Genomic DNA, 12,733 nt, shown 5'->3' with positions numbered 1-12,733 from the left:
CGCAGTCGGTGCGGTCATGGCCGTCCCCCTGCTCTACGCCGTGCTCTCCGGCTTCAAGTCCACCGACGAGCTCTCCCGCAACCCGGTCGGTCTGCCCGAGTCGTGGGTGACCTCCAACTACACCCAGATCCTCGGCTCGGGGGACTTCTGGCGGCTGATCGGCAACAGCACGCTGATCGCGGTGGGCACGACCGTCCTGATCGTCGCCGTCTCCGCCCTGTCGGCGTTCTCCTTCGCGCGGTTCGCCTTCCGCGGCCGGGAGGCGCTGTTCACGCTGTTCACCATGGGGTTGATGTTCCCCTTCGCGGTGGCGGCCCTGCCGCTGTTCCTGCTGCTGCGCTCCCTGGACCTGCTGGACAATCCCCTCGGCGTGATCCTCCCGCAGGCCGCCTTCGGACTGCCCATGACGATCATCATCCTGCGCGGCTTCTTCCGGCAGATCCCCGGCGAGCTGGAGGAGGCGGCCACGCTCGACGGGTGCAGCTCGTTCGGGTTCTTCTGGCGGGTGCTGCTGCCCATGGCCCGGCCCGCGCTCGGCACCGTCTCCGTGCTGGCCGTCGTCACCAGCTGGAACAACTTCTTCCTGCCGCTGCTGGTGTTCACCGACGCGCAGTGGTGGACGCTGCCGATCGGCGTCCAGCAGTTCCAGGGGCAGTACTCCGCGGAGTACGCCAAGGTGTTCGCCTATCTGGTGCTCGCCATGGTGCCCGCACTCGCCTTCTACTCCGTCGCCGAGCGTCAGCTCGTCGGCGGTCTCACCGCCGGCGCCACCAAGGGCTGACGCGCTCCGCCAACGTACGGCTCTGCCCACCCACCTGTCGTGAGGAGTCGCACCATGCGCACCACCCGTCTGAGACTCGCCGGCGCCGTCGCCGCGCTCCTGGTCGCCGCCGGCATCACAGCCGGCACCCCCGCCCACGCGGGTCACCAGCAGCCCACCCTCGCCGACCTCGCCCAGCGGCACGGCCGCTACTTCGGCAGCGCCACCGACAACCCCGAGCTCGTGGACGGGCCGTACAAGGCCCTGCTCGGCAGCGAGTTCGACCAGATCACACCCGGCAACGGCATGAAGTGGTACGCGACCGAGCCCGAGCAGGGCGTCTTCGACTTCTCCCAGGGCGACGAGATCGTGAACCTCGCGCGCGCCAACCGGCAGAAGGTGCGCGGCCACACCCTGGTCTGGCACAGCCAGTTGCCCGGATGGCTCACGGACAGGGAGTGGACGGCCCCCGAACTGAGGGCCGTGCTGAAGAAGCACATCCAGACGGAGGTACGGCACTACCGGGGCAAGGTGTTCGCCTGGGACGTCGTCAACGAGGCGTTCAACGAGGACGGTACGTACCGCGAGTCGGTCTTCTACAAGACGCTCGGCCCCGGCTACATCGCCGACGCGCTGCGCTGGGCGCACCAGGCCGATCCGCGGGTCAAGCTGTACCTCAACGACTACAACATCGAGGCGACCGGCCCGAAGAGCGACGCCTACTACCGGCTGGCCAAGGAGCTGAAGGCCGCGGGCGTCCCGCTGCACGGCATCGGCCTCCAGGCCCATCTGGCCCTGCAGTACGGCTATCCGGCCACCCTGGAGGACAACCTCCGCCGCTTCTCCCGGCTCGGTCTCGACACCGCGCTCACCGAGGTCGACATCCGGATGCAACTGCCCGCGACCGAGGAGAAGCTGGCCCAGCAGGCCCAGTGGTACGCCGACCTGACCGAGGCGTGCCTGGCGGTACGCCGGTGCGTCGGCATCACCCTGTGGGACTACACCGACAAGTACTCGTGGATCCCGGCGTTCTTCCCGGGCGAGGGCGCGGCCCTGCCGTGGGACGAGGAACTGCGGCGCAAGCCGGCGTACTTCGCCCTGCGTGAGGCGCTCGGCGGCAGGTAGCGGGGGCGGACGGCGCCCCGCCCGACAGGGGGTGGCGGGGCGCCGTTCCTCGAACCGGACTCATGCCGGAGGTGCGGTGCTTGCCCGTACCACCAGGTCGGTGCCCAGTTCCACCCGCGGGGAGTCCGGCTGCTCGTCGCGGGTCAGCCGGAGCACCGTGCGCACGGCCAGTTTGCCCATGTCCGCCAGGGGCTGGCGGACCGTCGTCAGCGGCGGGGCCGACCAGCGGACTTCCGGGAGGTCGTCGAAGCCGACCACGCTCATGTCCTGCGGCACCCGCAGCCCGCGCCGGCGCAGCGCCTCGATCGCGCCGAGTGCCATCTGGTCGCTGGCCGCGAACAGGGCGGTCGGCGGCTCGGGGAGGCCGAGCAGGGTGGTGCAGGCGGTGAACCCGGACTCGGGCCGGAAGTCGCCGGGGACGACGAGGGACGCGTCCGGTGTGATGCCCGCACCCTCCAGGGCCGCGCGGTAGCCGTCCAGCCTGGCCCGGGAGCACAGCAGGCGGGGAGGGCCGGCGATCAGGCCGATCCGGCGGTGGCCGAGGGACAGCAGGTGCTCGGTGGCAGCGAGACCGCCCGACCAGTTCGCCGCGCCGATCGTGGGGGCGTCCAGGGCGGGGGAGCCCGCCGGGTCGACGACCACCAGGGGGACTCCGAGGATCCGCAGCTCCTCGTGCAGCGTGGGCTCCAGGGCCGACGTGACGAGGATGACGCCGTCGGAGGCGCGGGCCCTCAGGTTGCGCATCCACTCGCGGGCGTCGCCCGAGCGCCCGTGGATGGCCGACACCACCGTGCCCACCCCGGCGGCGTGTGCGACCTCCTCGACCCCGCGGATGATCTCCACGGCCCAGGGACTGTCGAGGTCGTTGAAGACCAGGTCGAGCAGGGCGGCACGGGTGCCCGGGGCCGCGGGACGCCTGCGGTAGCCGTGGCGGCGCAGGAGTTCCTCGACCAGGGCCCGGGTCCGCGGCGACACGTCGGACCGGCCGTTGACGACCCGGGACACCGTCGGTACGGACACGCCGGCCTGCCGGGCGATCTCCGTGATCGTGACCTTGCTCCCGGCGTCGGCCCCACGTGCTTCCACTTGCCCCACCTCCGTCGACGGGTGACCGCGAAACTTCCAGGAGTCTTCCGGAAAACGGGCATCCGTGGGAAGGCGTACGAGCCGGGAACGACCCGTCGCGAGGAGTAACGGTGAGTGACGGCCTTCTGACATGCGTCGGGGCCGGTTCGCAGGGTGTCCTGCGGCCGGCCCCTCATGTGTGCCGGCGGGGCGTCGCCCCGCCGAGCGGCCTCAGGCGGCCGTCATCACCTGGCCGGCCAGCGGACGGTGCGGGGCGATGGCCCGGCCGTCCGGCAGGAGCTCGCCGGTGTCCTCGAAGAGCACCACGCCGTTGCACAGCAGGCTCCATCCCTGCTCCGGGTGGTGCGCCACGAGACGGGCGGATTCCCGGTCGGCGGATTCTGCTGAGGGGCACTGGGTCTGGTGCTGGCACATGGGTGGGATCTTTCGCTGGGTCGAGATGGACGATGTGACTGAGTTGGCTGCGTCGGCTGTCATGTCTGTTCCGCGGCTAGAAGTGTCGTTCATGGCCGCCCCCCGTTGTGATAAGTCGTCGGAACCCAGTGTTGCCCCACGGGCGTAAATCCGCAGGGATTTCGCGGCACCGCTTCTCACAGGTTGATGACGCATCACCCGCGCGGACGGTTCATCCCAACTGCACTGTCCCTTCGGGTGGTTCGCAGTGGCCGAATGGGGCTAGTCCGCTCGGGCGGGCGGCTATTCCGGCTCGTACGAGCCATTCGACGCTCGTACGAGCGATCGCGTGAACGGGAAAGTGATCGTGTGAGCGGGAGTGTGTTCGTGTGAGCGGAAAGCGGGCAGCCGGTCGGGCGCGTGGCGGCGGGAAGGGAAACAACCGAAACGAATGACCCCGCCGCCGGAAATCGGCGACGGGGTGCGAGGGGGTGTGCGGCGCTTCAGGCGGGTGAGCCGAGGAGTCTGGTGGGAGTGACCCGGTGGGTCAGTACCGGGAGGAGTTCGGCGACGCGGTGCGGGCGATGGGCCGCGATGCCGGGAGGCGCGGGTGCCAGCGGCACGAGCAGGTCGGTGGCGGCGGGATGGCCGGCGGCGCCGTCCGCGGTGCAGTCCTCGTGCAGCCAGAGGGTCAGCATGTACAGGCCGGGCACCGACAGCAGGCGGGGCTGGTACGGCTGCGGCATCGTCTCCGCCTGGCGCAGGGCGCGCTCGGTGGAGGTGATGTACGGACCCTCGAAGAAGTGAGAGAAGGCCCAGCCGTCGGGAGTCAGCATGGTCTCCGCCGCGGCCACGGCGTGGTCACCGCAGCGGATCAGGAAGCGCCACCCGGCCAGCCGGGTCGCGGACACGCCCTCGGCCGTCACATGGTCGAGGACGTGCACGGGCAGGGGGAGCTCGGGTGTGGCGGGTCCCTGGGTGCCCAGCAGGGAGGGAGTGCGGGCTTCGCGGACCGCGGTGGGAGAGGAGAGCGCGGTGAGGACGGAACGGAGTGCGGGCGCGGGAGCCGGAGGGACATGCAGCGGCATGGTGGGTCGCCTCTCATTCAAAGGCACGGTGGCGCGAGGGCGGGGGCGGACGGCGCTGTCAGCTCACGAGGGTCAGAGAGGCAGGGGCCGGGGTCATGAGAACGAGAGGGGGTGGGGTCCGCGTCGCCTCGACGGCAAACCCATCGACCGTGGGCGCCAACCTTCTGCCTTGTTCGCGGAGTTTATACGACACGGGTTCAGACTGTGTTTCGTCTAGCCGTTTCCGGTGAGTAGAACAAGGGTACATTCGGTCGGCGATACGCGAGATTCATCCTGATTTCAGGTGGGGGTGCACTGCGGTGACCTCGGCGAATGTCCGCGAACCGGTCGGCCCATTCTCGTCGGCGTTTTTCACGAGTTCCTGGGGTCCCGAAACCTGTCCCGTGCGTCATGCCGAGTGAATGTGCCACCGGTCACTCGTGACCAGCGTAACGGCCGACGGGTACGCCCGGGACGTTATCGATCGCTTTCGCTGGGCATCCTCCACCTGACCGGGAGCCCGGCGGCCCTGGATCCTGGCCCGCAACACCGAGGAAGGACGTCCGATGGGGGAGAAGGTCGCGGCAGGCCGGTTCGACCTGTCCGATCGCCAGCGCTACCGCGACAAGCTGCGTCAGTGCCTGACGGGCTTGGAGCGACTCCTGGCGGAGAAGCGGTTCGATCGCCCCAGGAACCTCATGGGGCTGGAGATCGAGCTGAATCTGGCGGGCGCCGACGGCATGCCGAAAATGTTGAACGGGCAAGTCCTCGAACGCATCGCGAGCCGTGATTTCCAAACAGAACTCGCCATGTTCAATCTGGAAGTCAACATTCCCCCACATCGTCTGGGGGGCCGGGTATTCGACCGCCTCGCGGAAGAACTCCGTACGTCACTGGCATATGCCGACCGGAAAGCCGGCGAGGTCGACGCGGGTATTGTGATGATCGGTATTCTGCCGACTCTCGACCGTGACGACCTGGTGTCGTCGAACCTCTCCGACGTCGACCGGTACACCCTCCTCAACGACCAGATCGTGGCCGCCCGCGGCGAGGAGTTCACGCTCGACATCGAAGGTGTGGAGCACCTGAGCTGCACCTCGAAGTCCATCGCGCCGGAGGCCGCCTGCACCTCCGTGCAACTGCACCTCCAGGTGACCCCGGCCCGCTTCTCCGACGTGTGGAACGCGGCCCAGGCGGTCGCCGCCGCGCAGATCGCCGTCGGCGCCAACTCGCCCTTCCTCTTCGGCCGGGAACTGTGGCGCGAATCGCGGCCCCCGCTGTTCCAGCAGTCCACCGACACCCGTCCGCCCGAGCTCCAGGCCCAGGGCGTCCGGCCGCGCACCTGGTTCGGGGAGCGCTGGGTCACCTCGGCGTACGACCTCTTCGAGGAGAACCTGCGCTACTACCCGGCCCTGCTGCCGATCTGCGACGACGAGGACCCGCTGAAGGTGCTCGACCGGGGCGGTACGCCGTCGCTCGCCGAACTCGTCCTGCACAACGGCACGATCTACCGCTGGAACCGCCCGGTCTACGGCATCGCCGACGGCGTCCCGCACCTGCGCGTGGAGAACCGCGTGCTGCCGGCCGGGCCCACGGTCATCGACGTCATCGCCAACGCGGCCTTCTTCTACGGCGTCGTCCGGGCCCTCGCCGAGGAGTCCCGGCCGGTCTGGACGCGGCTGCCGTTCGAGGCGGCCGCCGCCAACTTCGACGCCGCGTGCAAGGACGGCATCGACGCCCGCTTCACCTGGCCCCGGCGCGGCCGCTACAGCGGTACCACCCAGGTCGACGCCGTGAGCCTGATCCGCGACGAACTGCTGCCGCTCGCCGAGGCCGGACTGGACGCCTGGGGAGTCGAGCCGGCCGACCGTGATCTGTACCTGGGCGTGATCGAGGAGCGGTGCCGGCGCAGGGTGAACGGGGCGAGCTGGCAGTCCGCCACCTTCCACAAGGCACTGGACGCGGGCCTCTCCCGGGACGACGCGCTGGCCGCCACGACCCGGCGGTACCGCGAGCTGATGCACAAGGGCGACCCGGTCCACACCTGGCCGGTGGGAGTGCCGGAGCCGGTGACCCCGGACTGACCGCCGCCGTCGGGCCGGCCTCCCCCTGCGGCCATACTGATCCGACACGTCGGTGAAGTGGAGGCAGGTGTGCAGGCGGAGGCGAGCCCGGTGGGCGGTTCCATTCCCGAGCAGGGGCTCTCACGGCGGATGCTCCGCAACGAGACGCTGCTGGTCCTCGCGCTCTCGCTGGGCGCGAGCGGAGTGTCCGCGCTGATCAGCTTCATCGGGTCGGTCACCAAGCCGGGCGGCCTCAAGGACCAGGCCGCCACGATGAACGCCTCGGCCGCGCCCGGCCGGCCCTGGCTCGACCTCGCCTGGCAGCTCTTCGGCATCACCACGGCGCTCGTCCCCGTCGCGCTCGTCGCGCACTTCCTGCTGCGCGAGGGCGCGAGCCTGCGCACGATCGGCTTCGACCGCACCCGGCCGTGGTTCGACCTCGGCCGCGGGGCGGCGATCGCGGCGGTCATCGGCAGCACCGGCATCGCCTTCTACCTCGCGGCACGGGGGCTCGGCTTCAACCTCACCGTGGTGCCCGAGGCGCTGCCGGCCGTGTGGTGGAAGTACCCCGTGCTGATCCTCGCGGCGATCCAGAACGCGGTGCTGGAAGAGGTGATCGTCGTCGGCTACCTGCTACGGCGCCTGGATCGGCTGGGCTGGTCCCCGACCGCCGCACTGGCCGGCAGCGCCGTGCTGCGCGGCTCGTACCACCTCTACCAGGGCATCGGCGGCTTCATCGGGAACATGGTCATGGGCGTCGTCTTCGTCTGCCTCTACCGGCGTTGGGGGCGGGTCGGCCCGCTCGTGGTCGCCCACTCGCTGCTCGACATCGGGGCGTTCGTCGGATACGCGCTGCTGGCGGGCAAGGTGGGCTGGCTGCCCACGGCGTGACGCGCTGCGAAAGGGGGCGTACGGCACCGTCGTACGCCCCCTTTCCGTCGCTCAGGCCAGCAGGTCGCCCTCGATGACGGTGACCGCGCTGCCGGTCAGCAGGGTGCGGTCGCCGCGCAGCTCCGTTCGGACGCGGCCGGAGCGCGGGGAGGCCTGGAGTCCGGTGAGGCCGGCGCGGCCCAGGCGCCCTGACCAGAACGGGGCGAGGGCGGTGTGGGCACTGCCGGTCACCGGGTCCTCGTCGATGCCGACGTTCGGGAAGAAACAGCGCGAGACGAAGTCGTAGCCACGGGCGGGGTCCTCGGCCAGGGCGGTGGCGATGACGCCGCGCTCGGAGTGGGCGGCGAGGGCCTTCAGGTCGGGGAGGAGTCCGTGCACCGTCTTCTCGTCGGCGACCTCGACGAGCAGGTCGCCCACGTTCGGGCCGGTGTCGAGGACCGTGAGCGGGTCGGTGCCCAGCGCGGCGGCCAGGCCGCCGGGCGGGTCGACGCGGGTCAGCGGGGCCGTCGGGAAGTCCAGTGTCACGGAGCCGTCCCCGCCGGGGGTGGCGACGAGGAGGCCGCTACGGGTGGCGAACCGTACCGGGCCCTCGTGGGTGCCGGTCGTGTGCAGCACGTGGGCGGTGGCGAGGGTCGCGTGCCCGCACATCGCGACCTCGGTGGCCGGGGTGAACCAGCGCAGGGCCCAGTCGGCTTCGGCGCCCTCGGGCAGCGGGTGGGCGAAGGCCGTCTCGGCGTGGTTGACCTCCAGGGCCACGTTCTGCAGCCAGGTGTCGTCCGGGAAGGCGTGCGCGCCGGTCAGGAGCAGGACCCCGGCCGGGTTGCCGGAGAAGGGGCGATCGGTGAAGGCGTCGACGATTCGGATCCGCATGCCCCGACGCTAGGGCCCCGGCGAAGCCGCAGGCCACGGCCAATTCACGGGCGCTGGACCGATTCCGCCGTCCGGCGTCGCAGGAGAGGTCCTTGCCGAGCGAGCACTACCGATATATCGTTGAGGCATCGCGACAGATCAACGATGGAATGGAGAGTGGTTGCGATGCGTACCCACGGATTCGAGCGTGGACATGGACACGGCGGCCCGCATCACGATCGGGGCGGCTTCGAGGGGTTGCGTGCGGCCTTCGGTCCGTTCGGGCCCGGTGGACCGGGCTTCGGTCCCGGCCCCTGGGGCGGACGAGGGCGCGGGGGGCCGAGGGGGAGGGCGCGGCGCGGCGACGTGCGCGCCTCGATCCTGGCCCTGCTCAAGGACCGGCCGATGCACGGCTACGAGATGATCCAGGAGATCGCCGAGCGCAGCGGCGGGGCGTGGAAGCCCAGCCCCGGCTCGGTGTACCCGACCCTCCAGCTGCTGGAGGACGAGGGGCTGATCGCCAGCGCGTCCGAGGGCGGCAAGAAGCTGTTCTCGCTCACCGAAGCGGGCCGTGAGGCCGCCGAGGAGGGGCCCGAGGCGCCCTGGGAGGAGGCCTCGCGCGGAGTCGACTGGGAGGCCCTGGGCGAGATCCGCCAGGCCGGCTTCGGTCTGATGGAGGCCTTCGGCCAGGTCTGGAAGACGGGCAGCAAGGAGCAGCGGGAGAAGGCACTGGGCGTCATCAACGAGGCCCGTAAGAAGCTGTATCTCATCCTCGCCGACGAGGACTGACCTGCGTCGCGGGACAGGCGCCCCCGGTCCGTTCCGGGGGCGCTTCCGCATGCCCGGCGCCGGGGTCAGGTCACCAGGCCGTCCAGCTTGCGCAGTGACTCGTGCAGGGCCGCCGTGGCCGAGTCCTTCAGCTTGCCGGCCATCAGGGACACCGTCGCGCCCGTGAACTCGCCGTCGATGCGGACCTTCGTGGCGTCGCCTTCGGGTGTGAGGGTGTAGCGCGTCGCCACGGTCACGGCCATCGGGCCCTTGCCGCGGATTGCGAGCACCCGTGCCGGTTCCAGTGCCTCGACGGTCCACGCCACCTCGGCCGGGAAGTTCATGAGCCGCATGTTCTCCTGGAACGTCGCGCCCACCTCCAGGGGGTCCGGGCCGCCCGCCGGGAAGCTCGTGTGGGTCGCGTTCCACTCGCCGTAGGCGGACCAGTCCGTGAGCCTCGCCCATACTTTCTCGGCCGGTGCCCCGATGCGTGCCTCCGCGCTGACTTCGGCCATGCGACCACCTCTTCGTGTCGGGGCTGGTTGTCGCGGAACGTAGCCGCGGCGGCCACAATGTTCAATACTGACGAACCGTCAGTCGTGCGGAGGCTCCGCCTGAATCTGCCTGATCTCCTCCGTAAGGAGGAGATTCCGCTCGCTGAGGTCCACTTCCCGTTGGACGCGAAAATGCTTCCCGCCGGGGATGACCCTGGTCCGCGGGACTGATGGGGTAGAGGATGTGCAACCCCTCATCCCCCGGCAGTCGGCCCATGAGCACGGCATTCAGCGCGTGGACAACGATGCCAGGCTCAGTGACGAGCTGGCGTCGGTGGTCGGCGGTGCCCGGCGCCGGGCCGTCCGGGACGGGGACCGGCAGATCGACACCGCCCATCTGCTCCACTCTCTGCTGGAGTCCGACCCCGAGGCGCGTGCCGTCTTCGGTGAGGGACCGCAGATCGCCCGGCTGCTCGGCTATCTCGTCCAGCGCAGCATCGGCTACGGCCTGCGCTGGCAGAGCGGCGTCGAGGACTCCGGCGCCGTCCCCGTGGTGACGGAGACGGCGGGCTTCTCCCCGCTCGCCGCCGGGTGCATGGAGTACGCCTGCGAACGCGCCGCCGGACGCGGCGGACCGGCCCGCGGCACCGACCTGCTCGCGGCGATCCTCGCCGACCCGCAGGCGCGTGCGGTCGAGGTGCTCGAACGGGCCGGCATCGACCCGCGCGAGGTGTTCGCCCGACTCGACGACCGGCCCGGCCTCACCGGGGAGTGCGGCGAACCCGCCCTCTGAGCCCCAGCCGCCCCTCGTGGCCGTCCTCTGGGGCGTAGCCGTCCTCCGATCGGCAGCCACCCGCTGAGCGAGCGGTCACCCTCTGTTCGGCAGTCACGCCCCGAGGGACGGTCCGCCGCGTCCAGGCAGTGAGACAGGTGCCATAGGGGGTGACGCTCCTGTCGCGGCCTGCCATCATGTGCCGGTGCGTACCTCTGACAGCAGCGTGAGCGGACGCGGCAGAGGTGTGGGGCTCGGCCTCGCGCTCCTGTCCGCGGTGGCCTTCGGCGGATCCGGCGTCGCGGCCAAGCCGCTGATCGAGGCAGGCCTGGACCCGCTGCATGTGGTGTGGCTGCGCGTGACGGGAGCTGCCGTGGCCATGCTGCCGCTCGCCGTGCGCCACCGCGCGCTGCTGCGGCGGCGCCCCGGGCTGCTCGCCGGGTTCGGGCTGCTCGCCGTCGCCGGTGTCCAGGCCTGTTACTTCGCGGCGCTCTCCCGCATCCCCGTCGGGGTCGCGCTGCTCATCGAGTACCTGGCGCCCGCGCTCGTGCTCGGCTGGGTGCGGTTCGTGCAGAAACGACCCGTGACGCGAGCCGCGGCCGTCGGTGTCGTGCTCGCGGTCGGCGGGCTCGCCTGCGTCGTCGAGGTGTGGTCGGGCCTCGGTTTCGACGCCCTGGGACTGCTGCTCGCGCTCGGCGCGGCCTGCTGCCAGGTCGGCTACTTCGTCCTGTCCGACCAGGGCAGCGACGCAGGGGAGGAGGCCCCCGACCCGCTGGGCGTCATCGCATATGGGCTGCTCGTCGGCGCCGCCGTGCTGACCGTCGTCGCCCGGCCCTGGACCATGGACTGGCCGGTGCTCCAGGGCACCGCGAGCATGGACGGCAGGCCCGTCGCCGCCGTCGTCCTGCTCGCGTGGATCGTCCTCGTCGCAACCGTCGTCGCCTACGTCACCGGTGTGGTGTCCGTGCGCCGGCTCTCCCCGCAGGTCGCGGGGGTCGTGGCCTGTCTCGAAGCGGTCATCGCCACCGTCCTGGCCTGGGTCCTGCTCGGCGAGCACCTCTCGGCACCGCAGATCGCCGGCGGGGCGATCGTGCTGGCGGGTGCGTTCATCGCGCAGTCCTCGACGCCCTCGAAGGGGTCCGCGAAGCCGGTGGCGAGCGGCGGCCCGGAAAGGGAATTGTCCCGGCGCGGAACCAGCGCCTAGGGTGTCGATCATGCCTTCGAACGCACTCGTTCTTCCGCCTCCGGCCGCCTGAGGCGGGCCCTCCGGACACCGCGCCCGGCGATTCGCCGCCGCTGCGCAGAACGGTGCTGCCCGCAGACGAAGTCCGTGAACCCCCGATCCCGACCGATCCGGGGTTCTTCCCGAACTTCCGCGCACCCGCCGCCGCTTGTCGCGTGCGGTGTGCCGTGCGCGTCTGCGGAGAGAACGCGTGTCGAACACTGCCTTCGGCCTGCCCGTCGGGCGAGGCCTTCTCTATCTGATCGTCGCCGGTGTCGCCTGGGGCACCGCCGGCGCGGCCGCCTCCCTGGTCTACCGGGCCAGTGACATGGGGCCCGTCGCCCTTTCCTTCTGGCGCTGCGCCGCCGGTCTCGTGCTGCTGCTCGCCGTCCGCCTGCTGCGGCCCCGCGCCGGAACTCCCGTGCGTGAACCGCTGGGCCGCCGGGCGCTGCGGGCCGGGGTCACCGGGGTCGGGCTCGCCGTTTTCCAGACCGCGTACTTCGCGGCCGTCTCGGCCACCGGACTCGCCGTGGCCACCGTCATTACCCTGGGCGCCGGGCCCGTCCTCATCGCGCTCGGCGCCCGGCTGACCCTGGCCGAGCGGCTGGGCCGGGGCGGAGCCGTCGCCGTCACGGGTGCCCTCGCCGGGCTGGCCGTCCTCGTCCTCGGGGGACAGGGCACGACCGTACGCCCGGTGGGGGTGCTGCTCGCACTGCTGTCCGCAGCCGGGTACAGCGCCATGACCCTGCTCACCCGCCGGTGGGGCCGCGACGGCGGGACCGACGCCACGCGGACGACCGTCGGGGCCTTCGCCGTCACGAGCCTGTGCCTGCTGCCGTTCGCCCTGGCGGAGGGACTGCTGCCGCACAGCGAGGAGCCCGGCCGGCTCCTGCTCCTGCTGGGCTACGTCGCCGCCGTCCCCACCGCGCTGGCCTACGGCCTCTACTTCGCGGGCGCGGCCGTCGTGCGGTCCGCCACCGTCTCGGTGATCATGCTGCTCGAACCGGTGAGTGCGGCGGTGCTCGCCGTCGTCCTGCTCGGTGAGCACCTCACGGCGGCGACGCTGGCCGGGATCCTGCTGATGCTGGGCTCGGTGGCGGGCCTCGCGGTGGCGGAGGCGCGAGGGGTCCGGACGCGCGAGGAGCCGGTGACGGTCGGGTGAGGCTGTGACGGTCGTCGTGTGAGGCGGTGGCAGCGGCGGCAGCGGTGTGAGGCAGTGAGGGCCGTGTGAGGCGGTGAGATG

Annotated in this window: 13 protein-coding genes; 8 read left to right on the top strand and 5 right to left on the bottom strand. The window is 71.2% G+C overall.

Going from position 1 to position 12,733, the window contains the following annotated elements; all coding sequences use genetic code 11:
• Positions 1–16: 16 nt before the first annotated feature.
• Both GTY56_RS03235 and GTY56_RS03230 read left to right on the top strand, forming a co-directional pair.
• Positions 17–781: a carbohydrate ABC transporter permease gene (locus GTY56_RS03235; protein ID WP_237524362.1), complete on the top strand. Its 765-nt coding sequence runs from the start codon at positions 17–19 to the stop codon at positions 779–781.
• 54 nt (positions 782–835) lie between these two features.
• Positions 836–1,885, top strand: coding sequence for an endo-1,4-beta-xylanase (locus tag GTY56_RS03230; RefSeq protein WP_161362277.1), 1,050 nt, complete (start codon positions 836–838; stop codon positions 1,883–1,885).
• 60 nt (positions 1,886–1,945) lie between these two features.
• Here the strand turns inward: GTY56_RS03230 and GTY56_RS03225 are convergent, their stop codons facing one another.
• The 3 genes from GTY56_RS03225 to GTY56_RS03215 form a co-directional block, all read right to left on the bottom strand.
• A complete protein-coding gene (locus GTY56_RS03225) occupies positions 1,946–2,971 on the bottom strand; it encodes a substrate-binding domain-containing protein (protein WP_161362276.1) in 1,026 nt (341 codons plus the stop codon).
• Between the two features lie 210 nt (positions 2,972–3,181).
• Positions 3,182–3,385, bottom strand: a complete 204-nt coding sequence (locus GTY56_RS03220; protein ID WP_033307435.1) for a DUF5999 family protein — start codon at positions 3,383–3,385, stop codon at positions 3,182–3,184.
• Positions 3,386–3,867: 482 nt separating this feature from the next.
• Positions 3,868–4,452, bottom strand: coding sequence for a hypothetical protein (locus GTY56_RS03215; RefSeq protein WP_161362274.1), 585 nt, complete (start codon positions 4,450–4,452; stop codon positions 3,868–3,870).
• 545 nt (positions 4,453–4,997) lie between these two features.
• On the opposite strand from GTY56_RS03215, the gene GTY56_RS03210 reads away from it, so the two are divergent.
• On the top strand, positions 4,998–6,515 hold the full coding sequence (locus GTY56_RS03210) for a glutamate-cysteine ligase family protein (RefSeq protein ID WP_161362271.1): 1,518 nt from the start codon (positions 4,998–5,000) through the stop codon (positions 6,513–6,515).
• A gap of 69 nt (positions 6,516–6,584) precedes the next feature.
• Entirely contained in the window at positions 6,585–7,385 is an 801-nt protein-coding gene (locus tag GTY56_RS03205) for a CPBP family glutamic-type intramembrane protease (RefSeq protein ID WP_161362269.1), read from the top strand.
• 51 nt (positions 7,386–7,436) lie between these two features.
• On the opposite strand, the gene GTY56_RS03200 is transcribed toward GTY56_RS03205, so the two are convergent.
• Positions 7,437–8,255, bottom strand: a complete 819-nt coding sequence (locus GTY56_RS03200; protein WP_161362266.1) for a PhzF family protein — start codon at positions 8,253–8,255, stop codon at positions 7,437–7,439.
• Between the two features lie 165 nt (positions 8,256–8,420).
• Here GTY56_RS03200 and GTY56_RS03195 point away from each other — a divergent pair, with 165 nt between their 5' ends.
• Positions 8,421–9,023, top strand: a complete 603-nt coding sequence (locus GTY56_RS03195) for a PadR family transcriptional regulator (protein ID WP_161362263.1) — start codon at positions 8,421–8,423, stop codon at positions 9,021–9,023.
• A 65-nt stretch (positions 9,024–9,088) separates the two neighbouring features.
• On the opposite strand, the gene GTY56_RS03190 is transcribed toward GTY56_RS03195, so the two are convergent.
• Positions 9,089–9,517, bottom strand: coding sequence for a type II toxin-antitoxin system Rv0910 family toxin (locus tag GTY56_RS03190; RefSeq protein WP_161362260.1), 429 nt, complete (start codon positions 9,515–9,517; stop codon positions 9,089–9,091).
• Between the two features lie 223 nt (positions 9,518–9,740).
• On the opposite strand from GTY56_RS03190, the gene GTY56_RS03185 reads away from it, so the two are divergent.
• From GTY56_RS03185 to GTY56_RS03175, 3 genes are all read left to right on the top strand, one after another.
• Positions 9,741–10,289, top strand: coding sequence for a Clp protease N-terminal domain-containing protein (locus tag GTY56_RS03185; RefSeq protein ID WP_524540070.1), 549 nt, complete (start codon positions 9,741–9,743; stop codon positions 10,287–10,289).
• Positions 10,290–10,467: 178 nt separating this feature from the next.
• Positions 10,468–11,472 (top strand): EamA family transporter, encoded by a 1,005-nt coding sequence (locus GTY56_RS03180; protein ID WP_161362255.1) that lies wholly within the window; start codon positions 10,468–10,470, stop codon positions 11,470–11,472.
• Between the two features lie 229 nt (positions 11,473–11,701).
• Positions 11,702–12,652, top strand: a complete 951-nt coding sequence (locus tag GTY56_RS03175; RefSeq protein ID WP_161362253.1) for an EamA family transporter — start codon at positions 11,702–11,704, stop codon at positions 12,650–12,652.
• Positions 12,653–12,733 lie beyond the last annotated feature (81 nt).

Source organism: Streptomyces sp. SID5643 (assembly GCF_009872555.1).
GTDB classification, from domain to species: Bacteria; Actinomycetota; Actinomycetes; order Streptomycetales; family Streptomycetaceae; genus Streptomyces; species Streptomyces iakyrus.
This window is presented reverse-complemented; position numbering and strand designations above follow the sequence as displayed.